The organism is Candidatus Methylacidiphilales bacterium (genome assembly GCA_033875315.1).
In the GTDB taxonomy this organism is placed as follows: domain Bacteria; phylum Verrucomicrobiota; class Verrucomicrobiia; order Methylacidiphilales; family CAZTYG01; genus JANRJG01.
In genome coordinates this window covers 1-22,393 of the sequence record JANRJG010000009.1, presented here as the reverse complement: position 1 = coordinate 22,393, position 22,393 = coordinate 1, and the positions used below count along the sequence as shown (strand labels likewise).

The window sequence follows — 22,393 nt, the reverse complement described above, 5'->3', positions numbered from 1 at the left end:
TCAACTGAAGAGGGCACGCGGGGCCAGGGCCAGCATTTCCCATTTGGGAATCTTGGGTCGCCGGGTCAGGGTGTCGTAGTCCTGCCGCCTTATCTTTTCCAGGATGGTGGTGCCTCCGAGCCAGGTCAGGCGGATTTCCCAGCGCAGCAGTCCATGGAGGTGGCGGGTCAACGGGGCCCCTTGGTCGAAGATCTCCTGGGCCCGGTCGACCTCGAAACGAAGCAATTGACGGAAGGCATCGTTGCAGTGGCCGGCGAAAAGCTGGTCTTCGCTGACGCCGAAACGGTCGCGCGAATCACGGGGCAGGTAGATGCGGTCCTTCCCGAGGTCGACCGAAACATCCTGCCAGAAATTGGCCAGTTGCAGGCCGGTGCAGATGTGGTCGGACAGGAGGTGCAGGGCTTCCTCGCGGTAACCATGCAGGTAAAGGACCAGCCGACCGACCGGATTGGCGCTGCGGCGGCAATAATCCAACACCTCCGGGAAGTCCGCATAACGCCGTTTGACGATGTCCTGCGAAAACGCCGAAAGCAGGTCGTAGAAAAGCGAGGACGGCAGGTTCATTTCTTTCAGGGTGTGGCCCAGGGCCAGGAAAATCCAGGCGAAGCGGGGGTCGGTTTCTTTTCCTTGCAGGGCCAGGTCGAGTTGGCCGCGGAAATACGTCATCTGCTCCAGTCGCTGTTCCGGGCTCGGGGCAGTGGCTGGACGGTTTTGCACCCGCGGGTCGTCGTAACCTTCGTCGGCGATGTCATCGGCGGTGCGGGCGAAGGCGTAGACGGCATGAACATGGGGCCGGATGGAAGCGGGGACGAGCCGGCCAACGGGGAAGTTTTCGTAGTGCGACCGGGCCAGGGCGGTGCATTGGGCGTAGGACTCGGCCAGCGTCATGGAGGGGGGACCATAGCCAACCCGGGCGCGGTCTTCAACGGAAAGACGCGGACGGGGCGATTTTTACCGCAGCCTGGGCCCTGTCGGCGAAGAGCGATGCCGGGATGGTATAAGTTGTTCGTTGCCAGCGAACCTTGGGACGGGGTAGCTTGCTTATCATGCGCGGTTCGATGCTCGGCTTGGATATTGGTTCGTCATCGGTGATTGCTGGAATCCTGAGGGGCAAAACCCTTTTGCGCGAATCGCCGCGGGCATTTTTCCCTTCGCGTTGCCATGGATCGCGGGTCGAAGTCGATCCCGAGGCCCTGCTCGCCGCAGTGGCGCAGGCCATCCGTTCCCTCGGCTCCGGGGTGCGCAAGGTGGAGACCATCAACCTGGCGGTGATGTGTCCGGCCTGGGTGGCGATGGATCGTACCGGACGCGCCCTGACGCCGATGGTGACCCACCAGGACCGTCGGAGTGTGGCCGAGGCCGTGGAATTGGAATCTCGTTTGGGCAAAAAGCGGCATCTGGAGCTGTGCGGATGCCGCCCTTTCCCCGGGGGCATCAGTTCGACCACCTGGGCCTGGTACCTGAAACACGAGCCGGCCCGTCTGCGCAAGGCGGCCACCATCGGCCATTTGAATACCTTCCTGCACCTCCACCTGACCGGGGCGCGGGTCATTGATCCTTCCAATGCCTCGTTCAGCGGACTCTACGAAACCCTCAAACTCGGCGGATGGAGTGAGGAGCTTTGTCACAACCTCGGGGTGGACTCCCGACTTCTTCCCGAAGTGCTGGATTCCGATGTCATCGCCGGGCGGGTTCACGCCGCGGGTGCGGCACGATTTGGGTTGAAGGAAGGCACACCCGTCATGACCGGTCTCATGGACGGGAGTGCGGGCATGATCCACGCCGGGGCCGAACACGGCCGCCTGTTCAACGTCGTGGGTTCCACCGATGTGTTGGCGCTCTGCACCGAGCGGCCCCGCCCGCACGAGCGTCTGTTGACGCGGGCCCTGGGGATCGGCAGGCGCTGGCTTTCCGTCAGCACGCTGGCGGCGGCGGCTTCCTCCATTTATTGGGTGCGGGACCAGTTTTTCCGGGAAATGCCGCTGGCGGAATTTCAGGCCGAGGTGCACCGGCTGGCCAGGGTGGGTCCCAAGGCGGCGGCAGGCGTCACCTTCGAACCCTACATGGCCGGGGAACGCACCCAGATCGAACAAAGACAGGGGCGGTTCAATGGCATCACGCTGGCGACCCAGCGGGGTCATTTGCTCTCCGCCGTCATCGAGGGATTGATCGCCGCCAGTGCCGAGCGCCTGCCCCTGCTCCAGGCCACGGGAACGTCCCTGCAGCCGGTGGTGATGGTTTCCGGGGGGGCGGACCGGCTGGACAAAATCCTCCACCGGGACTGGCCGGGCCAATGGCGTTACCGTGCCGTGACCGACGCCACCATGCGTGGCCTCGGTTCGATCGAACCCCGGGAACGGGTCTGAGCCGGTGGAGTTGCCTGGGAGTGTATGGCTGCCGCGTTGCTTTCTCATCCGACCACTCGGGACTCCTGGTCTTGGTGGGCGGCGCGAACGGTTTGTTGGCTGGTTTTCGGCCTCGTGGCCCGGGTGCGGGTTTGCACCGAGGTCCGCCTGCCTGCCGGACCCTATCTGATCGCTTGTAACCACATCAGCCACTTCGATCCCCCGGTGGCCGGGGTTTGCACCCGGCGCAAGGTGGATTTCATGGCCATGCGGGAGCTCTTTGCCCACCCGCTTCCGGCCTGGGTGTTGACGCATGTCTGCGATGCCTTCCCGGTTTCGCGCGACCGTCAGGACACAAGCGCGGTGCGGACGGCGGTGCGGCGGTTGAGGGCGGGCCGGATTGTTTTTGTTTTTCCCGAGGGGGGGATCCGTTCCGGGGCTGCCTCGGTCCTCGGGGGGGCGCCCCTGCCGGCGGGTGTGGCCAGCCTGGCCCAGATGGCCGGGGTGGGGGTGAGACCGGCTGTCATCCTGGGCACCGACCAGATTTACCGATGGTGGAGTTTGTGGAGACGTCCGCGAGTGTTGGTGGCTTTCGGCGAGGAGCTGCGTCTGGATCCCGCGAAGGATGCGGCGGCGGCGCGGGAGGACTTGAACGGGCGACTTCGCGACGCCTGGTTCGCGCTGCACACGTTGCTACGGCAGCAACCGGATTACCACCCGGGTCTGGAACCCCGTACGGCCCAAGAACGCTGGCAGGAGCCCGCATGAGCAGCGGAGCCCATTCGATCAAGGACCTCATGGCCATCGGGGTGGACGGTCTTTCCTTCGGACTGATCAACGCCCTCCAACTCCGTGCCAAAAGCGGGGCGCATGACGCGGAACAAATGAATGCCTACTTTTCCCGGTGGAGTGGGGGCGGTCCGGCCGATTTCTTTGCCATCCCCGATGGAACGCCCCTGCCGGATCTCCGTGATGGACGGGGCACGGTGGTTTTCGAGAGTCCGGTGGCGAGCGAATGCCCGGAGAACAACCGCGTCCATGTCGACCTCTGGCCCGGACCGCAGGGCTGGGATTCCCCGGTCATGTTCATGCTGCACGGGTTCATGTCGGTCAGCGATGTCGGTTACCGCCTGTGGGCGCAGAAGTTGAACCGGCTCGGCTGGAGTGCGGCCTTTTTCCACCTTCCCTATCATTATGGTCGACGTCCCAAGGGGGCATGGAGCGGGGAAATGGCCCTGAGCGCCAACCTCATACGCACCGCCGAGGGTCTGAGGCAGGCGGTGGTGGAGTTGCGGATCGTCTGCCGGGCCCTGCGCGCACGCGGCGTGCCCCATATCGGACTGTGGGCCACCAGCTACGGGGGCTGGATCGCCGGGCTCCTGGCCCACTTGGAAACCTCCGTCAGCACGGCCTGGCTCTTGGAGCCGATTGTCGATGTGGAGGAGGCCATTTTTGCCTCGCCGGCCACGCTGACCCTGCGGCGGCAATTGCGGCAGCGCGGGATCACCCGCAACCAGGTGGCGCCCCATTGCCACCTGGTTTGCCCGGGCCGGCACCAGCCGGTCATCCCGCCGGAAAACATCCTGCTCATGGCGGGGACCTTCGACCGGATCGCCCCGCCCGAGACCATCCACCGGGTGCACCGGCTCTGGAAAGGGTCCCATTACGCCGAGTGCCGCCAGGGTCATGTGGGCTACCAGTTGATGCCGGAGAGCCTGCGGCTGGCGCAGGAAAAAATGCCGCACCTCTTTCCGGGATGCGGGTAGGCGTCCGCCGGTTCGTCTGGCCGGGGTCGGAATCGCGGTTGGGGCGTCATTGACAGGTTCGTAAATCCCGTCGACTTTGGTGGGGTGAGTGCGGCGTCGCTGGTCATCAATGGGGTATTTGACGAAGCCGTGGTCCGGACTGCGGCCGAGCAACTCCGTGCCACCTGTGGTGGCAGGGCCGGCGCGGCCTTTGCCTTTGTCAGCGAGGATTACCTGCCCGAATTGGAGTCGTTCTGCGATCTGGTCCGGGTTCACGGCCATGTGCCTTCCATCTTCGGCAGCACCGCGGCGGGCCTGGTCGGTGCGGGTCGTGAATACGAGGGAGAATCCGGGGCGGCGCTCTTGTTTCTGGATTTGCCCGGCGCGACTTTTTTTCCGATGGCGTTCGGCCGGGAACAGACCGAGCCCTCCATGACGCCGGAGGCCTGGCACCGGAGGGCCGGAGCCCGGGCGGACGAGGTCAAAGCTTGGGTTGTTTTGGCCAACCCCCTGGCCCTCGGGGTGGATCCGTGGCTGGATTCGTGGAACAAAGCCTGGCCCGGAATCCCCTGCGTCGGGGGGCTGGCCAGCAGCCGCCTCGGCCCGCAGGGCATCCAGGTTTTTGCCGACGGTGAAGTGGTCAGGGAAGGGGGTCTGGCCATCGGCATCAAGGGCGATTTCATCATGCGCACGGCCATCTCGCAGGGATGCAAACCAATCGGCGAACCGCTAACCATCACCCAGGCCCAGGACCATGTCGTGTTGCAACTCGGATTGCGTTCGGCCTACGAGGTCCTGAATGAAGTCATTGGTTCGATGGATGAAGCCGAGCGCGAGCGGGCCAAGGGCAACATCTTTGCCGGTCTGGCCATGAGCGAATACCACGACGACTTCCAAGCGGGGGATTTTCTGGTGCGCAACATCGTGGCCGCAGACCCGGCCAGCGGAGCGGTGGTGGTCGGGGCCTGGCCGCGTGTCGGCCAGACCCTGCAATACCAGATGCGGGAAAAAGACACGGCCCAGAGCGACTATCACCGCATGCTCGATGAACTGCAACGATTGGGGACCCCGATGGCCTCGCTCGTCTTCACCTGCACCGGCCGGGGCAGCCGATTTTTTGGCGAGCCCGGCCACGACGCCCGCATGCTGGCCCATGCGCTGGGGGCGCACCCCTCGGCAGGATTGTTTTGCAACGGGGAAATCGGCCCGGTGGCCGGCCGCACCTTCGCCCACGGCTACTCCGCGACCCTGGCCCTTTTCTACCCTCAAAAGGATAGTTAGATTAGTTCTTCTCCGGGCGGACGAAATCCCCGAACCAACCCAGCCCGTGGGCCCGCATCCATTCCCATGCGGCCTCGCCGACAAAAAACACGATCCAGAAAATCAGGCCGAAATAGAGCACGGTCAGGACCATCCAGAATAGGGCGACCAGGATCATGAGTCCGTCGTCCTCCAGGTTGGCCAGGCAGGCGAAGAGGATGACCAGGGCCGGGAGTGTGTTGTTGAAGGGCACGCCGAAGAAGGGGATGGCCATGAGGAGGCCGGCGAGACAAATGAGGATGCCCCGGAACTGTTCCATCCGCGCACCTTCCACCCAGCGCTGGAGACGGGGGCGGCAGATCCGGTGACCCCACTGCAGGACTTTGCGGCAGGTGAGCAGGAGCACCTTCCAGGATGCGCCGGGGAGTTCGATCTTGCGGATGCTCTCGGGCAACCAGGGCTTGGACTGGCGCCGGGCCATCTGCCAGCCGAGGGCGGCAAAGGTCATTCCCCCGATGGCCGAAAGCGGACCGAGGGAAATCGGTTGGAGGAAGGGGACGGTGAGCAGGATGCAGAGAAAGTCGAAGCTGGAGATTTCCAATTCGTCGAGGGCTTTCCCGACAGAGAGGTTTTTTTCCTCGTTGAGAGTGGCCAGGTGGTCCAGGTGCTGGAGCGTTTGATCGTAGTGTGACATGGTCTGGAGTCCGCGGGATGGTGCGCGACAACGTATCAGGCCAGATAGACCCAGGCAAGGAGGGCAATCCCTAGGGCCAGGCGGTACCAGGCAAAGAGCCGGAAGTCATGGCTGCGGAGGTAGAAGAGGAGCCACTTGACGACCAGGAAGGCGGTGACAAGGGATACGGCGAAGCCGAGGGCGAAGTCGCCCAACTCCGGAATCACGGCATCCGGTCCGCGGTCTTTCCATTCCCCCAAAGCCAGGTAGGCACTGGCGGCAAACATGGTCGGGATGCCGACGAGGAAGGAAAACTCGGTGGCCGAAAGGCGGGAGCAGCCTAGCAACATGGCCACGATGATGGTGGCGGCGGACCGGGAGGTGCCGGGGAAAATCCCCGCGATGACCTGGGAAATGCCGACCAGGGCGGCGGTGGACCAGGCGATGTGGTCCGTGGAACTGCGGCGATGCAGCACGGATTCGGCAAAGAAAATGCCCAAGGCACCGAGGAGGACGGCCCAGGCCACCGGTTCGAGGGTTTCCGGGAGTTTGATGCCCATTTTCCGTGTGATCAGTCCCAGGATGACCGTGAGGAGGAAAGCCAGGGCGAGCTTGCCGAGGTAGGCCTGGGTCTCCCGTTCACGGCAACGCAGGCCCAGATCGAGCAGTCGCCGCCAGTAAATCAGGACCACGGCCAGAACGGCTCCGGACTGGATGCCGACGTTGAAAAATTCCGAACGGGGTGAACCGAAGAAGTGTTCGGCCACGATCAGGTGGCCGGTGGAGGAGATGGGAAGGAATTCGGTGATCCCCTCGATGATCCCCAGGACAATCGTTTCCAACCAGTGCGGCATGGAGTCGGACTATGCACGAGCCGTCGCGGCATGCAACGAGGGAAGCGGGTCAGAGCCCACCCGGCATGGAGATTGGGGGTTGCCATTTTGACTCCACCCGGCGGCGCAGGTCCTCGAACTCCTTGGAAAGAATGGATCTGTTGTCGACCCCCATCTTCTTCTCCGCATAGTCGACCGCTTCCCCGGCCCGTTCCCATTGGGCATCCTCCAGGCAACTGAAGACGTAAGGTTCGACCAACTGGTAGTAAAGGCTGCCCCCGCCCTGGTTGTCGAACTTGCGCACCATGCTCTTGAATTCTTTTTCCGCGGCATTCCAGTCGCCGGAGTCGATTTTTTCAAAGATGGCCCCGGCACCCGCATCGATGCCGAGATCGAAGCGCTTCTTCCGGTTCTCCCGCACGATTTCTTTTTGCAGGGCAGCTGCCGCAGGGTCGCCCGCGGCCTTCAGCAAGACCAGCAACTGTTGCTGGCCCTGCACTTTGAGGTCGGATTGCTTGTCGAAGTTTTTGATCCAGTCTTCGTAAAAAGCCCTGCGTTCGCCGGGTGCCGCCGGCTCCAGCAACCGGGCTTCTTCGATCCAGGGTTGGGGCCAGGAAGGCAGCAGGTCCCGGGCTTCGCGAATGCCCTTGAGCAGGTCGTCGGGGTTGCCCCGGGCGGAAAGGCGGGCCCAGGCCAGCGCGCTCCAAGCCTGTGGGTAGGCAGGATTTTTCGGCAGGTCGGCCACCAGCCATTCCAATTCCGAATCATTGATCGGCTGCCAGGTCTGGGGATTGATGGCCTGGCCGACGGGGTAGTTCTGGCTGGCATAGCGTCCGCAATCGGTGTTCCAGCGTCCGGGCTTTTCCATATAGCCGAACCAGGCATGTCCGCCCGACCCACCCTGGCCATGGAAGTAGAGTGTCGGTATGCCCAGGGCCTTGCCCGCGACGGAGGCAAAATAGGCCTGGTCGACACAAATGCCCCCATGTGTCTGGATGGCCTCCAATGTATATGGCCCGAGATCCCATTGGAATTGTCCCTGGATCGCGCGCGGCATGCTGTAACGGATCATGCCGAACGCGTTGGCGAATTTGTTGGTGCCGAGGCGGATGTTTTTCCGGGCCCAGGCCAGTTCGTCCAGGGACACGTTCGAATCGACGACGAAACGCAATTCGTGCACGCCCAGCTTGCGCGGGTCGATTTCAAGGAGGTTGGCCCGCTGGGCTTCGACCATGTCGTTGAAGCGGTCGATGGCCTCCGGGTGGTCGCGGGGGATATCCGACGGGTTGACCTGGGGATGGGGCCAGTGGGTCGGGAAGGGCTGGTCGAAAACGAGGGCGTAGGCCACGCCCAGCCGGGGGTATTCGGCCAGGGCCGAGGGCTGGAGATTCTGCAGTTGCAGGAGGATTTCGAGGGATTTTTGACCGTTGTCGGAGGCCGTCAGGTTGCGCAGCCATTCGCGGGCGATGGCGCTATGGGAGCCAATGGCCAGATAGGCACGTTTCTTGTCCGGGTCTTCCAGGAGCCCGGGCGAGGCGAGGCCGGCTTTGAGCCACAACAGGTGTTCCATCCAGCCGGCGAATGGATCTTCCACGGCGAAGACCGACGTTCCACGGCGCCCGTGTTCTTCCTTGAGCGCGGCCTCGAGTTCGGCACAGGCTGCGGGCCAGCCGGCCGGGTTGGGGTGTTTTTGGAACCAGCCTTCGGCGGTCTTTTCCGTCCAGGGCGGCAGCGCGGCCTGCGCTTGCATGGCGGCCAAAAGCGAAACGGCCAGCCAGGTCCTGCATCCTTGCTTCATCCCCAAAGCATAAACCATGGGGTGGTCCTGATAAAGAGCGGGCTGGGGGAGGGGAGAAATAAATTCTTTTTCGGGACTGGCCCCCCGGCTAATGTGACCGCTTCATGAATCCGGTTTTTTCCACACGTGCCGAGCTCGCGGCCGCCCTGGCGGCGATGAAGCGCCAACGCATTTTGGTGGTCGGCGATGTGATGCTCGACCGTTTCGTCCGCGGGAAGGTCAGCCGGATTTCTCCCGAGGCCCCGGTGCCGGTCGTCCACGTGACCCAGGAGACCGCCCACGCCGGAGGGGCGGCCAACGTGGCCCGCAACCTGGCGGGAATCGGCGTCCGCTGCACCATTTGCGGTCTGGTCGGACGTGATGTCGCGGGCCGGGAAATTGCCGCTTTGTTGAAGGCGGATGGTATCGGCACGGCCGGACTCCTCGTCGAACCCAGCATCCCCACCATCGTCAAGACGCGCATCTTCGCCCGCCAGCAGCAGCTCGTGCGCGTCGATTGGGAGGAACGGACGGTTCTTTCCGCCGGCCACCGCCAGCGCCTCCATGCCTACCTCCTGCGCGCGGTCCAATCCCATGATGCCGTCATCATCGAGGATTACGGGAAGGGATTTGTCACCCAGGAGCTGGTCAGGGAGATCTTCCGGATCTGCCAGGCCGCGGGCAAGCCGGTTACCGTCGACCCCAACGTCAACAACCCGCTTGATTATTCCGGTGCCACCGTGCTCAAGCCCAACCGTCTGGAGGCGGCGGCCGCGGCGGGCCGTTCGTTCGAGACGCTGGCCGAGGCGCGGTCCTCCGGCCCGGTCCTGCTGCGCCGCTGGAAATTGCCGCACCTGCTGGTGACGTTGGGCGAGGAGGGCATGTTGCTCTTTTCCAAGGGTCTGCCGCCCTACCACACGCCCACGCGCGCCCGCGAGGTCTTTGATGTTTCGGGCGCGGGCGACACGGTCATCGCCTTTTTCACCGCCGCCCTCGCCGCCGGTCTCGACGTCCGCCTGGCCGCGGAAACCGCCAATCATGCCGCGGGCGTGGTGGTGAGCAAGTTGGGCACGGCCACCGTCACCCCGGAAGAACTTGGTGCGAGTTTTTTCCCCGAGGCCGAATGAACCATGTCGGGCCATGAACCCATGCGCGCGGTCTTCCTCGACCGGGACGATACCTTGATCCGCAATGTGCCCTATCTGGGCGATCCGGCTGGAGTGGAAATTCTGCCCGGCGTGGCCGAAGGGCTCGGATTGCTCAACGATGCGGGTTTCCGTCTTCTGGTGGTCAGCAACCAATCCGGCGTCGGCAGGGGATTGATCACCAAAGAACAGGTGGCCGCCGTCAATCTCGCCATGGAATCCAAAGTCGGGCCCGGTCTGATCGGTGGCTACTACCTCAGCTATGCCGACCCTTCCGATCCCTCCGCCGCCAACGAGCGCAAACCCTCGCCCGCGCTCTTGTTCCGCGCCCGGGACGAACTCGGCCTCGACCTGGGACGGTGTTTCATGGTCGGAGACAAGCGCATCGACATCGAATGCGCGCGCAATGCCGGATGCCGGGCGGTGCTGGTGCGGACGGGCACGGTGGCGTTTGAAGTGGAGGGAGCGGAAGACCTGGCCGACCACGCCGCCGATGACTTCCTCGCCGCCGCCCAATGGATTCTTTCCCAGACAAAAACATGAGCACTTCCCCCCGAGTTTGGGCGGTCATCCCCGCCAGATACGCCTCCAGCCGGTTTCCCGGAAAAATGCTGGCCGACATCCAGGGCAAGCCGCTCATCCAGCGTGTCTGGGAGCGGGTCCGCCAGTGCCCGGCCTTGGGTCGGATCACCATTGCCACCGACGACGAACGCATTGCCCGCGTGGTGGAAGCTTTCGGGGGTGAGGCGGTCATGACCGACCCGGATCTGCCCTCCGGCACCGACCGGGTGGCGGCCGTCATCCGGGGCCGTGAAACGGGGTGGGATTGGATTCTCAACGTCCAGGGTGACGAGCCCATGATCACCCCGGACGTTCTGCAAAGCCTCATCACCGCACTCGGGCCCACCCCCGTCGCTCCCATGGCCACCATGGCCCGGCGGATCACCGACCCCGCCGCCATCACCGATCCCAACGTGGTCAAGGTCGTCTCCGACCTCTCCGGACGGGCCCTTTATTTTTCCCGTTCGCCCATCCCGCACGTCCGCGACCCCGGCGACCGGGCCGAGCACTGGCACCACCTCGGCCTTTACGTCTACCGGCCCGACACCCTCCAGTTTTTGGTCCAATGTCCGCCCAGCCCGCTCGAACTGGCGGAGAAACTCGAACAACTCCGCGCCCTACAGAATGGGGTTGCGGTCCAAGTCGTTCCCACTAGCGTGGAAACGATCGGAGTGGACCGTCCGGAGGATGTGCAGCGTGTGGCTGCATTCCTCAGGGATTAGGCGGAACGCTCCCAGGATATTGCGGGCTCCATGAAGTATATTTTCGTCACCGGCGGCGTGGTCAGTTCCCTGGGCAAAGGGCTCACCGGGGCCTCTCTCGGCACCCTCCTCGAACGCCGCGGCCTCCGCGTCGTCCTGCAAAAGTTCGATCCCTATCTCAATGTCGACCCCGGGACCATGAGCCCGTTCCAGCACGGCGAAGTCTATGTCCTCGAGGACGGGGCGGAAACCGACCTCGACCTCGGCCACTACGAGCGCTTCACCCACGGCCTGCTCACCAAATCGAACAACCTCACCACCGGCCAGATCTACGAGGAGGTCCTGCGTAAGGAACGCCGCGGCGATTACCTCGGCAAGACCGTCCAGGTCATCCCCCACGTCACCGACGAGATCAAGGCGCGCATCCGCAAAGTCAGCCAGTTCCAGGAATGCGACGTCCTGATCACCGAGATCGGCGGCACCACCGGCGACATCGAAGGCCTGCCCTTCATCGAGGCCCTGCGCCAGTTCGCGCTCGAGGTCGGCCCGGACAATGCCCTCTTCCTCCACGTCACGCTCATCCCCTACATCAAGGCGGCGGGCGAACTCAAATCCAAGCCGACCCAGCAGAGCGTGGCCAAGTTGCGCGAGATCGGCATCCAGCCCCAGATCCTCATCTGCCGCACCGAGCAGCCCATGGACAAGGAAATCCGGGCCAAACTCTCCATGTTTTGCAACGTCCCCCTCGAAGCGGTCATCGAGGAACAGGACGCGGCCTACAGCATCTACGAAATCCCCCTCATGCTCCAGCGCGAGCATCTCGACGACCTGGTCTGCAAATACCTCCACCTCACCCTGCCGCCCGCCGACATGAAGGATTGGCAGCAGATGGTCAACCGCATCATCGCCCCCAGCCACCAGGTCAACATCGCCGTCGTCGGAAAATACATCGAACACCAGGACGCCTACAAAAGCATCTACGAGTCGCTGACCCACGCCGGCGCCGACCTCGATACCGGCATCCATGTCCACAAGGTCGACGCCGAGGACATCGAGCAGGAGGGGGCGGAAAAATTCCTGGCCGGCATGGATGGCATCCTCGTCCCCGGCGGCTTCGGCATCCGCGGCATCGAGGGCAAGATCCTGGCCGCCCGCTACGCCCGGGAATCCCGCACCCCGTACTTCGGCCTCTGCCTCGGCATGCAGATCGCCACCATCGAATTCGCCCGGCACGTCTGCAACCTCAAGGACGCCCACAGCACCGAGTTCGATCCCGCCACCCCGCACCCCGTCATCACCCTCCTCGACGAGCAGTCCAAGGTCACGACCAAGGGGGGCACGATGCGCCTGGGGGCCAGTCCCTGTGTCCTGGCCGAGGGTTCCCTGGCCCACGCCGCCTACGGCCGATCCCTGGTTTCCGAGCGCCACCGCCACCGCTACGAGTTCAACCTCGAATACCGCCGACAGATGGAGGACGCCGGACTGCGACTTTCCGGGCTTTATCAGGGACGCGACCTGGTGGAGATCGTCGAGGTCCGGGACCATCCCTGGTTCCTGGCCTGCCAGTTCCACCCCGAATTCAAATCCAAACCCGGCCAGCCCCACCCGCTCTTCCGGGCCTTCACCGCCGCCGCCCTCCATCATGGCCAAGACCAAGCCTGACCGCTTCGTCCTTTTCTCCGGGCCCTGCGTGCTCGAGACCGAGGCCCTCGCCCTGCGCATCGCCCGCCGGGTGCGCGATCTGGCGGAAGGTCTCGGTTGGGACTACTACTTCAAGGCCTCCTACGACAAGGCCAACCGCACCTCCATCCAATCCCACCGCGGTCTCGGCCCGGAGAAGGGACTGGCGATGCTCCGCCGCATCGGTGACAAAGCCGGAGTCAAGGTCATCACCGACATCCACTCCCCGGAGGAGGCCCGCCTGGCCGCCCGCTTCGTCGATGCCGTGCAAATCCCCGCCTTTCTCTGCCGCCAAACCGACCTCGTCGTCGCCGCCGCGGAAACCGGCCTCCCGGTCAACGTGAAGAAGGGCCAGTTCCTCGCCCCCCACGACGTCGACCCCATCGCCGGCAAGCTGAAGCAGGCCGGTTGCAAGTCCTACTGGATGTGCGAGCGCGGTACCACCTTCGGCTACAACAACCTGGTCGTGGATATGCGCTCGTTCGTCTGGATGCGCGAGCGGGGCCACCGCGTGGTTTTCGACGCCACCCATTCCGTGCAACGTCCGGGCGGACTTGGAACCGCCACCGGCGGCGACGGTCCGCTGGCCCCGGTGCTGGCCCGCGCGGCCATGGCCGTGGGCATCGACGGCCTTTTCCTGGAAACCCACCCCGATCCCGCCCGTTCGCCCTCCGACGGGCCGAACATGATTCCGCTTGCCGAACTGCCGCGGGTTCTGAGACAACTGGCCAAGGTGCGCGATGCGTCCCAATAAAACAACGCTGTTGGCCCTTCTGGCCCTCTCGGCTCTGGCCGCGCCGCTTCTGCTCCGCGCCCAGAGTGAGTTCGCCATCGGTTCGATCATCAAATCCTTCCAGCTTCCCCAGCGCGATTCCGACGGGAAAATGAAGCTGCAAATCTCCGGCGAACAGGCCACCGTCATCAGCCTCAACCGCATCAAGGTGGAAAAAATCCGCATCGACCTTTACAGGGACGGACAGCCCGAGGTGCAGATGAACTCGCCGGAAACCGATTTTTGGAAACAGGAAAACCGCCTCACCACCAACAAGGGGGTGGAGATCCGCCACCCTTCATTCAAGCTTGTTTCGCAAAAGATGGACTGGGAATTGAACGCCAACAAAGGCCTCTTCCAGGGCGGCGTCATCCTCACAGTCCAGAAAAAGGAAGCCGCCATCCCATGAACACCCATCCCCTGACCCGTGCCGCCGTCCCTCTTCTCCTCCTGCTCGGCCTCCTGCTCCCGCTGCCCCGGCTCGGGGCCCAGAACGCCGCCAAACCCTCGCTGCCCGCCCCCGCATCGGACGTCCCCGCGGGAACCCAGGTCGCCAGCGACTCCTTCCGCCTCAACCTCGAGAAAAAGGAGGGGGTCTTCAGCGGCAACGTCAAGGTCGCCGACAAGTCCTTCAACCTCGAGTCCGAGGAATTGATCGTTTACTTCGCCGCCGACAACAAACTCGAGCGCCTGGTCGCCCGCGGGAACGTCCGCATCAAAGCCGGCCCGACCCGTTCTTCCACCAGCCGCGAGGCCGAATACCTCGTCGCGGAAAAGAAAATCAAGCTCACCGGCGACCCCGTGGTCATGCAGAACCAGAACCGCGTCACCGGCACCGTCATCACCATGTATCCGGATTCCGACCGCATGGACGTCGATGGCCGCAGCAAAGTGACTTTCTTCCTCGAATGAGCTCCTCTGGCGGACGGGAATATTCCGTTTCAAGCATTCAATCTTAAGCGGGCTGTCCTTTTCCTCCCCACCCGCATCCCCACCTTTATGTCCGAAGTTCTCCGCGCCGACAACCTGGTCAAGACCTATGGCAGCCGCAACGTGGTCAATGGCGTCAGCCTCCGTGTCGAGGCCCGCGAGGTGGTCGGACTTTTGGGCAAGAACGGGGCCGGGAAAACCACCACCTTCCACATGATCACCGGCATCGTCCGCCCGACCGATGGCAACATCTTCATCGGTGGCGAGGATGTCACCCACATGCCCATGTACCGCCGCGCCCGCCGCGGCCTCGGCTACCTCCCGCAGGAAGAATCCATTTTTCGCAAACTCACCGTCGAGGAAAACCTCCTCTGCATCCTGGAAACCCTCGCCATCCCGGAGGAGGAACGCAGGCAGCGCTGCGATGACCTGCTTTTCGAGTTCGGCATCGAGCACATCCGCAAAAGCCAGGCCTACAAACTCTCCGGCGGGGAAAAACGGCGCCTCTCCATCGCCCGCTGCCTTGCCACCGAACCCTCCATCCTCCTGCTCGACGAGCCTTTCAGCGGCGTCGACCCCATTGCCGTCAGCGACATCAAGGACATCATCGTCGCCCTGACCCGGCGCGGGTTGTCCGTGTTGATCACCGACCACAATGTCCGCGACACCCTCGAGGTGGTCAACCGGGCCTATCTCATCTGTGATGGCAAAGTGGAGTCCCAGGGCACGAGCGAGTTCCTGGTCAACGATCCCATCGCCCGGGAACTCTACCTCGGCCCCCGCTTCAACATGTGAGGTCTGCTAACGGGGGAGCCAGGAGCCGCGCCCTCCCGTTGTTTCTGTCACCGAATCCAACAGATTTGGTCAAAAAGAACCGAGATTAGAACGCGCCCGCCCTGTAGACGGGGATTCCCATCCCCGTTGTTCCATCCGGCAGTCTACCCCTCAAACTCTGCGCCCCTGCGTCTCCGCGTTTCAGCTTGAGAACAAGGGCCCTTTATACCCAATCGCATTGATTGAGCGACACGGTCAACGGGAGGGCGAGGCTCCTGCCGAGCCGGTTTGTGGTCTTCCTCCCAAGGGCGGCTCAGCGGGAGCTTCGCCCTCCCGTTTTTTCTGTCGCTCGTTCTCATACTCTTTCTCATTCTCGTGCTCTCTGAATGGGAGAGAACGTGCACGAGAGCGAGTAAGAGAAACGAGTTGAAACCACTGCTAGTTGAACGCAAAACGCCACACCTCAGGCCGCTTCCGCTTCCGCGGCCGCAACGTCGCGCTTTTTGTTGAAATCGATGTGGGCCTGCGGGTGCAGGGTTGAAATGCGCATGCCGTAGAAGGAGCGCAGGACAAAGACCAGGCCGATCAACAGGAAGACCACACCGATGCCCAGGGCCAGGTGGCGGGGGGAATTGATGGCGATTTCCACCGCCAGGATCCCGAAGAGGGTGGTGAACTTGATGATCGGGTTCAGGGCCACCGAGGAAGTGTCCTTGAAGGGATCGCCCACGATGTCGCCGATGACTGTGGCATCGTGCAGGGGGCTGCCCTTCTGCCGCAGTTCGACTTCCACGATCTTCTTGGCGTTGTCCCAGCAGCCGCCGGCATTGGCCATGTTGATGGCCATGTAGAGGCCGAACATGGCGATGGAGATCAGGTAGCCGACGAAGAAGACGGCGTCGAAGCAGGCGAAGGCCAGGGTGAGGGAGAAGACCACGGCAAAGATGTTGACCATGCCGTGCTGGGCATACCGGGTGCAGATTTTCACCACGGCGTTGCTGTCCTCGGCCGAGGCGCGGTTGCCCGAGCTGAGCTTGATGTTGCGTTTGATGTAGTCGACCGCCCGGTAGGCCCCGGTGGTGACGGCCTGGCGCGAGGCCCCGGCGAACCAGTAGACCACCGCCCCGCCCATCAGCAATCCGAGGATGATGCGCGGATCGACGATGCTGAGGTTGGAAAGGTCGGTCCAGCCGAAGTGGTTCTTGAGCATCAGGATGAGGGAGAAGATCATGGTCGTCGCACCCACCACGGCGGTGCCGATGAGCACGGGCTTGGCCGTGGCCTTGAAGGTGTTGCCCGCCCCGTCGTTGTCTTCCAGCAACATCTTGCCGGCTTCAAAATCCGGGGTGAAGCTGAAGTCTTTTTTCACCTCTTCCCCGATGCCGGGAAGTTGCTCGATGGTGGAGAGTTCGAAAACCGACTGGGCGTTGTCGGCCACGGGTCCGTAGCTGTCGACCGCGATGGTCACCGGTCCCATGCCGAGCATGCCAAAGGCCACCAGACCGAAGGCGAAGACGGCGGGGTAGTCCATGAAATCACCCAGCGTGCCCAGGCTGGTCAGGTAGGCCACCAACATGAGGAGGGCGATGGCGCAACCTTTCCAGAAGCAGGAGAAATTCCCCGCCACCAGGCCGGACAGGATGGTCAATCCGGCGCCGCCTTCGGTGGTGGCGTTGACCACTTCCTGGCAGTGCGCGCTCTTGGTGCTGGTGAAGACCCGGGTCAGTTCGGGGATGATGGCCGCCGCCAGCGTGCCGCAACTGATGATCGTCGCCAGTTTCCACCAGAGGGTGGGGAACTCCTGCGCCAGCATGAGGTAGCTGACCACGTAGCTGACCGCCACACAGAGGATCGAGGTCAGCCAGACCAGGATGGTCAGCGGGTGTTCGAAGTTGAAGTGCTTTTGCTTTCCAAAGAAGCCCTTGGTGATCCAGGTGTTGATTTTCCAGGACAACACCGAGGTCGGGATCATCACGATGCGCATGGCAAAGATCCAGATGATGAAGGTCCACTGGAACTGCCCCATGACCGCCAACAGGATGAAGGTGATCAGGGCCACCCCGGTCACCCCGTAGGTTTCAAAGCCGTCCGCCGTCGGGCCCACGCTGTCGCCGGCATTGTCCCCGGCGCAGTCGGCGATGACCCCCGGGTTGCGGGCATCGTCTTCCTTGATCTTGAAGACGATCTTCATCAAATCGCTGCCGATGTCGGCGATCTTGGTGAAGATCCCCCCGCAGATGCGGAGCACGCTGGCGCCGAGGGATTCACCGATGGCGAAGCCGATGAAACAGGAACCGGCCAGGGCGGGCGGCACGAAGGCCAGGATGGCGATCATCAGGAACAGTTCCACGCTGATGAGGAGCACGCCGATGCTCATGCCCGAGCGGGTCGGGATTTCGGAAACTTCCAGGGCCCGTCCGCGGAGCGAGGCGAAGGCCATGCGGCTGTTGGCCACGTTGTTGATCAACATCCCGAACCAGGCCACGGCGAAGGAACCGCCGATCCCGATCAGCGACCACATCAGGATCAGGGCCACGGTGGACGGCCCGGCGTGTTTCAGGAAGCCAAAGTAGTAGACCATGGTCGACCCGATGAAGATCTCCAGGATCAGGAGCAGCCGGCCCTGCTGCAGGAGGTAGGTCTTGCAGGTGCCGTAGATCAGGGCGGAGATGTCCAGCATGCTCTGGTGGGCCGGCAGTTGGCGGAGCTTCCGGTATTCCAGAAAGCCGAACAACATCCCCAGTAGGGCCACCCCCAGGCCGATCCATAAGATCCACTCACTTTGCAGCGAGATGCCGGAGAAGCTGAACGATGCCGACCGGTCGATCGGCAGGGAGAGCTCGGATTCGCCCGCCCGCAGCACGGCAGGACACAAAAGAAGACCACCAAGGATTAGTTTTGATAATTTCATATGTTTTAAATCTACAAGACAATCTTATAGATGAAGGCTCCGAGGGTCAAGAGATTTTATGGCAGCAATCGTTCGGAGGCGGGAGGATCTCCCTGAAACGGACGTTAGAGCATTTTGCATTTAATCTGCCACTCGTTCTCATACTCTTTCTCATTCTCGTGCTCTCTGAATGGGAGAGAACGTGCACGAGAGCGAGTAAGAGAAACGATTTGAACCCAAAGCTGATACCAAATCCTATTGGGTAGGCGACAGAATCAGCGGGAGGGCGAGGCTCCCGCCGAGCCGGGTTCAGCTCATTGCGCCAGTCGCGGCTCAACCCCGCACGCAGCAGCGCGAAATCCAACCCCGGTGGCGGGCCACCAGCCGGTAAACCCACTCCGCCAGCCACGCCATCCCCGGCACCCGTTCATAGAGCGCCAGCGGCCAAGCCGGCGCCCCGTGCTCGGCCAGGCAAAGCAGCACCGCCCGCGCCGCCCGGTGCAGCCGCCCCGACCGGTCGATGTATTGCACCGCGCCCGGGGCCTGCTCGCCGTCGATCCCGCCCGATGCAACCGCCACGGTGCAGTCCTGCGACGCTTGGGCCGCGATGGGCAGGGGGGCCCAGGCTTGCAGCAGGGCCACCGAACGACGGCAAAACCGGCAATCGCCATCGAAAATGAGCAGGGGACCCTTCATTTTGAACAGAATACCGCGATCGCCCTCCCGCGTGCCAAGAATCTTCGGCTCCGGGCCAGCGCAGCCCGTTGAAGGATGGCGAAAAAAAACTTCGCGCCCTCCGCATCCTTCGCGGTTAATCTCTCCCGATGCCGGAACAACTGACCATCCACGAAATCTACGCCAGTGTGCAGGGGGAAAGCACCTTTGCCGGCCTGCCCTGTACCTTCGTGCGATTGACCTTCTGCGACCTCCGGTGTGCCTGGTGCGACACCCCCCAGGCCTTTTACGGCGGGGAGAAGATGGAGCTGGATGCGATCCTGGCCCGCGTCGAGGCCCTCGGCCTGCCCCTGGTCGAAGTGACCGGGGGCGAACCCCTGCTCCAGCCCAACTGCCTTCCCCTGTTGAAGCAATTGTGCGACCGCGGTTACCGCGTCCTGCTGGAAACCGGCGGCCACCGCGACATCGGCCCGGTCGACCCCCGGGTCGTGCGCATCATGGATTTGAAATGTCCTGACAGCGGCATGAGCGACAAGAACCGCTGGGAGAACATCCCGTTGCTCACCGCCAACGACGAGGTCAAATGCGTGCTGGCCTCGCGCGGCGATTACGAGTGGGCGCGGGATCGCGTGCGGGAACACGGCCTGGCGTCGAAAGTGCGGGCGGTCTTGTTTTCGCCCGTCTTCGGCCGCGTCGATCCGAAAGACATCGTGGCCTGGATCCTGGAGGACCAGCTGCCCGTGCGATTCCAGATCCAGATGCACAAAGTCATCTGGGACCCCAAAGCCACCGGAGTCTGAAGCCTTTTCCGGTTATCGGCCACTCGTTCTCTTACTCGCTCTCGTGCTCGTTCTCTCCATGCCCGAGAGAAAGAGTATGAGAACGAGCAGCTGATCAAATGCAAAAGGCTCTAAGCCTCTTGATGCCTTTGGTTTGATATCCTAGGGTGAATTAATGTGGATTTTACTGCGGGTGCTCTTCGCCGTGGGTGCGGCCATCGCCCGGTCCTGCTGGCCCAGGGTTCACCAGCCTGAGAAGAGGGGGCGTAGCTCCATTGGGTCTTGGTTTGTTCGATATTCCCGTAACAAACACAGAATTACCGGAACATTCTACGGTATTGCCCTTAAGAAGGGTTTTTACTTCAAGCTGACCGAGGAAGGCGGAACGGACCGCTTTTTCAAATGGCTGGGCTTTTCAAGTGAAATGCAGACAGAGGATGAAGAGTTTGACCGGCACATCTATGTCGCCTGTGATCATAGGGAGTTGCCGCAGTTTTTAAAGCAGGATGTCGCCGCCCGAAAGGCCGTTTGTCGCTTGTTCCGGCGCGGTATTCACTCCATCAGCACCGACGGTTCCTACCTTTGGGTCTATCAAAAGGGCAGCATCGTTCCCAACGAAGAAGATTTAGAGGACTTAAGCACGTTGGGGAAACTTCTCAAAAAAGTGCCGGATTCTGCATTGCAATTCCTCCAGGATCCATTTTTCCACAAAGCCTTTATTGCCGAATCTCTGACTTGGGGAATCGCGCTTTACGGTGCTCCGGGTTTGATTGAACTAAGTCTGCTCCCGCACCCTTTGTATTTGTCATGGATGCCGGTATTGGGGATGGGGCTGCTCTTGTCGGCGGTGCTTTTTTTATTGCTCATGTTGTTTCTGGCATTGTTTCTGGGTGGTTCCTCACGAACACACCGGATCATCGTTGAGAGTGCCCTGCTCCTTCTCATAGGCTTGCCTTGGACGGGTGCGGAACTCGTGTCGGATGCCAATATCGCCTTTGACAACCGGCCTGCCGAGATACGGCATGCGCGCATCACGGAAAAATACACACGCATCACACGAGGACGGAGAGGGAGCCGCAAAGTCAGCTACTATTTTAGATTGGAGTTCGAGGCTGAAGCCTCCAAGGTGCGGATTCCGGAACAGATGGTTGTCGGTCGCGGGCTATACAACGAGGGTGGCGAAGGAAAAGCCGTTGAAATTCACATCCGCCCCGGGCGTTTCAATTTCCCATGGATGGAACAGATCCGGGTGCTGTGATATACGTTTGTGGAGGGGATCAGGCTGTTGCACCTCGGACCGCCTCATCCTCGTTTGCCTTCTCCATGCGGTGGGCCAATCCCACTTGACGATCCATCCCACGCCCGCCATATTGTCCCCATGGCTTCCTCTACGGTGATCAAAAACCAGGACTTCCAACTCATCAGCGAGTTCGCCCGCACCGACTCCAAGAAGCGCCTTTCCCTGGGCGAAGCCGCGGCGGCAGGGGCCTTCAACATCTACTGCAACTCCCTCGGGCAAATCGTCCTCGACCCCGTGAAGGTGGTTCCGGCCTCGGAGGCCTGGCTCTACGAAAACCCCAAGGCCTTGGCCACGGTCCGGCAGGGGTTGAAAGAATCCGCCGAAGGGAAAAGCCGTCATCGCGGATCGTTCGTCCGCTTCACCAGAGAAATCAAAGAAACCCAAGACGCCAAGGAATAAGCCGTGGCCTGGCGGCTGGTTTTCACACGCACGGCGGATCGTCAATTGGACGAACTGGAGGCCCAGGCTTCGAAGGCCGGCCTGCTCAAACAGGTCCGCAAAGCCCTGGGGTATCTGGAAACCAATCCCCGGCATCCCGGGCTGCAGACCCACGAATACACCTCGTTATCCGGCTTCCATGGGGAAAAAGTGTACGAAGCTTATGCGCAGAACAAAACGCCCGGCGCCTACCGGATCTTCTGGCACTACGGACCGGATGAACAAAACGGCAAAAAGCGGATTCCGGTGATCACCATCATCGCCATCACCCCGCATCCCTGAAGATACTCCACTCGTTCTCTCGGGCATGGAGAGAACGAGCACGTGATCGAGTAAGAGAAAGAGTTGAAACCACTGCCAATCAATCGCAATGCGATCTGATGCCAAATTGAATTGAGTGGGCGTAAAAACGTGCCTTATGGGAGGGCGAAGCCCGTTCCCTTTTCGTCCCCCATCGGCTTTATTCCTCTCCCCCTCTCTGCGTCTCCGCGACTCTGCGCGAGATCTCCTGCATCGATCCGGATCAAACAGAAGCGCATCAGAAACGGGAGGCCAGGGATGACGCTTTCCCGGAGCACAGAGAGCAGCCCCCCGGTTCACCCATGGCTCAGGGCTTGTCCGTCTTGGCAAACAGCTTTCTGATCGAGGGGCCCTTCCACATCCACAATCCGGAAAGCACCACCACCGGAAAATAGACGAACTGGAAATACGGACGATACGGCTCGACTTCGGCGGGCGGTCCGTAAATGAAACCGACCAAGGGGAGGGCAAAAAGCAGGTGGGTCCAGCGGAAGAGGGCGCGTTGGGTACTTTCCTTCATGAGGGTTTTATATCATGCAGGCCGACCTACGTCATCCTCCACCTGCCTTAGAGCCTATCCGGATAACCCGCGTGATCCGCGCTGTCGCGTGACCGCGTGGGAGCGGAACGCGACCTTACGCGGGGGGTCAAAAAACCGTCCGGCGAGGCGCGAGGAGGGAGCAGGTATGAAATATACCCGTGACCGACGAGCAACAAAGCGGGGCGGCTTTTTGGCCCCAGCCCAGAGGGTGATGGCGGCACCTGCCCACCCCCTTCGTCGTCTCTTCCTTGCGTATCTCGTCCCGATATGCGCG

23 protein-coding genes are annotated in these 22,393 nt (G+C 62.3%); 16 read left to right on the top strand and 7 right to left on the bottom strand.

The features are described 5' to 3' along the window. A complete protein-coding gene (gene hpnC / locus SFU85_02765; protein MDX6765691.1) occupies positions 1-888 on the bottom strand; it encodes a squalene synthase HpnC in 888 nt (295 codons plus the stop codon). Between the two features lie 158 nt (positions 889-1,046). On the opposite strand from hpnC, the gene SFU85_02760 reads away from it, so the two are divergent. From SFU85_02760 to SFU85_02745, 4 genes are all read left to right on the top strand, one after another. After that, entirely contained in the window at positions 1,047-2,366 is a 1,320-nt protein-coding gene (locus tag SFU85_02760) for an FGGY family carbohydrate kinase (GenBank protein ID MDX6765690.1), read from the top strand. A 24-nt stretch (positions 2,367-2,390) separates the two neighbouring features. Then, on the top strand, positions 2,391-3,113 hold the full coding sequence (locus SFU85_02755) for a lysophospholipid acyltransferase family protein (GenBank protein ID MDX6765689.1): 723 nt from the start codon (positions 2,391-2,393) through the stop codon (positions 3,111-3,113). Then, positions 3,110-4,111 (top strand): hypothetical protein, encoded by a 1,002-nt coding sequence (locus SFU85_02750; GenBank protein ID MDX6765688.1) that lies wholly within the window; start codon positions 3,110-3,112, stop codon positions 4,109-4,111. The genes SFU85_02755 and SFU85_02750 overlap by 4 nt, the downstream gene beginning before the upstream one ends. A gap of 84 nt (positions 4,112-4,195) precedes the next feature. After that, positions 4,196-5,371 (top strand): FIST N-terminal domain-containing protein, encoded by a 1,176-nt coding sequence (locus SFU85_02745; GenBank protein MDX6765687.1) that lies wholly within the window; start codon positions 4,196-4,198, stop codon positions 5,369-5,371. A gap of 1 nt (position 5,372) precedes the next feature. On the opposite strand, the gene SFU85_02740 is transcribed toward SFU85_02745, so the two are convergent. Genes SFU85_02740 through SFU85_02730 form a run of 3 tightly spaced genes read right to left on the bottom strand, consistent with a single transcriptional unit; the run spans position 5,373 to position 8,654 of the window. After that, complete coding sequence (locus tag SFU85_02740; GenBank protein MDX6765686.1) at positions 5,373-6,044, bottom strand: exopolysaccharide biosynthesis protein; 672 nt, start codon at positions 6,042-6,044, stop codon at positions 5,373-5,375. A gap of 35 nt (positions 6,045-6,079) precedes the next feature. After that, a complete protein-coding gene (locus tag SFU85_02735) occupies positions 6,080-6,877 on the bottom strand; it encodes an undecaprenyl-diphosphate phosphatase (protein ID MDX6765685.1) in 798 nt (265 codons plus the stop codon). A gap of 49 nt (positions 6,878-6,926) precedes the next feature. Then, positions 6,927-8,654, bottom strand: a complete 1,728-nt coding sequence (locus SFU85_02730; protein MDX6765684.1) for a hypothetical protein — start codon at positions 8,652-8,654, stop codon at positions 6,927-6,929. A 104-nt stretch (positions 8,655-8,758) separates the two neighbouring features. Between SFU85_02730 and rfaE1 the strand changes: the two genes are divergently transcribed. From rfaE1 to lptB, 8 genes are all read left to right on the top strand, one after another. Then, positions 8,759-9,760 (top strand): D-glycero-beta-D-manno-heptose-7-phosphate kinase, encoded by a 1,002-nt coding sequence (gene rfaE1, locus SFU85_02725; protein ID MDX6765683.1) that lies wholly within the window; start codon positions 8,759-8,761, stop codon positions 9,758-9,760. A gap of 3 nt (positions 9,761-9,763) precedes the next feature. Next, positions 9,764-10,321 carry an HAD-IIIA family hydrolase gene (locus SFU85_02720; GenBank protein ID MDX6765682.1) on the top strand — a complete coding sequence of 186 codons (558 nt, stop codon included), beginning with the start codon at positions 9,764-9,766 and terminating at the stop codon, positions 10,319-10,321. Continuing rightward, positions 10,318-11,061 carry a 3-deoxy-manno-octulosonate cytidylyltransferase gene (kdsB, locus tag SFU85_02715; GenBank protein MDX6765681.1) on the top strand — a complete coding sequence of 248 codons (744 nt, stop codon included), beginning with the start codon at positions 10,318-10,320 and terminating at the stop codon, positions 11,059-11,061. Before SFU85_02720 ends, kdsB begins: the two co-directional genes overlap by 4 nt. Positions 11,062-11,091: 30 nt before the next feature. Next, a complete protein-coding gene (locus SFU85_02710; protein MDX6765680.1) occupies positions 11,092-12,702 on the top strand; it encodes a CTP synthase in 1,611 nt (536 codons plus the stop codon). After that, positions 12,683-13,474, top strand: a complete 792-nt coding sequence (kdsA, locus tag SFU85_02705) for a 3-deoxy-8-phosphooctulonate synthase (GenBank protein MDX6765679.1) — start codon at positions 12,683-12,685, stop codon at positions 13,472-13,474. The genes SFU85_02710 and kdsA overlap by 20 nt, the downstream gene beginning before the upstream one ends. Beyond that, complete coding sequence (locus SFU85_02700; GenBank protein ID MDX6765678.1) at positions 13,461-13,901, top strand: hypothetical protein; 441 nt, start codon at positions 13,461-13,463, stop codon at positions 13,899-13,901. Before kdsA ends, SFU85_02700 begins: the two co-directional genes overlap by 14 nt. Further along, positions 13,898-14,404, top strand: a complete 507-nt coding sequence (locus tag SFU85_02695) for an LptA/OstA family protein (protein ID MDX6765677.1) — start codon at positions 13,898-13,900, stop codon at positions 14,402-14,404. The genes SFU85_02700 and SFU85_02695 overlap by 4 nt, the downstream gene beginning before the upstream one ends. 87 nt (positions 14,405-14,491) lie before the next feature. Beyond that, on the top strand, positions 14,492-15,217 hold the full coding sequence (gene lptB / locus SFU85_02690) for an LPS export ABC transporter ATP-binding protein (GenBank protein MDX6765676.1): 726 nt from the start codon (positions 14,492-14,494) through the stop codon (positions 15,215-15,217). 442 nt (positions 15,218-15,659) lie between these two features. Here the strand turns inward: lptB and SFU85_02685 are convergent, their stop codons facing one another. Both SFU85_02685 and SFU85_02680 read right to left on the bottom strand, forming a co-directional pair. Beyond that, positions 15,660-18,107 (bottom strand): sodium-translocating pyrophosphatase, encoded by a 2,448-nt coding sequence (locus SFU85_02685; protein ID MDX6765675.1) that lies wholly within the window; start codon positions 18,105-18,107, stop codon positions 15,660-15,662. A gap of 312 nt (positions 18,108-18,419) precedes the next feature. After that, positions 18,420-18,782 carry a DCC1-like thiol-disulfide oxidoreductase family protein gene (locus SFU85_02680; GenBank protein ID MDX6765674.1) on the bottom strand — a complete coding sequence of 121 codons (363 nt, stop codon included), beginning with the start codon at positions 18,780-18,782 and terminating at the stop codon, positions 18,420-18,422. 128 nt (positions 18,783-18,910) lie between these two features. Here SFU85_02680 and SFU85_02675 point away from each other — a divergent pair, with 128 nt between their 5' ends. The 4 genes from SFU85_02675 to SFU85_02660 all read left to right on the top strand — a co-directional run bounded on the left by SFU85_02675 (position 18,911) and on the right by SFU85_02660 (position 21,560). After that, positions 18,911-19,561, top strand: a complete 651-nt coding sequence (locus tag SFU85_02675) for a radical SAM protein (protein MDX6765673.1) — start codon at positions 18,911-18,913, stop codon at positions 19,559-19,561. Between the two features lie 154 nt (positions 19,562-19,715). Further along, positions 19,716-20,798: a hypothetical protein gene (locus tag SFU85_02670; GenBank protein MDX6765672.1), complete on the top strand. Its 1,083-nt coding sequence runs from the start codon at positions 19,716-19,718 to the stop codon at positions 20,796-20,798. Between the two features lie 120 nt (positions 20,799-20,918). After that, entirely contained in the window at positions 20,919-21,239 is a 321-nt protein-coding gene (locus SFU85_02665) for a hypothetical protein (protein ID MDX6765671.1), read from the top strand. A 3-nt stretch (positions 21,240-21,242) separates the two neighbouring features. Continuing rightward, on the top strand, positions 21,243-21,560 hold the full coding sequence (locus SFU85_02660) for a hypothetical protein (protein ID MDX6765670.1): 318 nt from the start codon (positions 21,243-21,245) through the stop codon (positions 21,558-21,560). 325 nt (positions 21,561-21,885) lie between these two features. Here the strand turns inward: SFU85_02660 and SFU85_02655 are convergent, their stop codons facing one another. After that, positions 21,886-22,098: a hypothetical protein gene (locus tag SFU85_02655; protein MDX6765669.1), complete on the bottom strand. Its 213-nt coding sequence runs from the start codon at positions 22,096-22,098 to the stop codon at positions 21,886-21,888. Between the last annotated feature and the right edge of the window lie 295 nt (positions 22,099-22,393).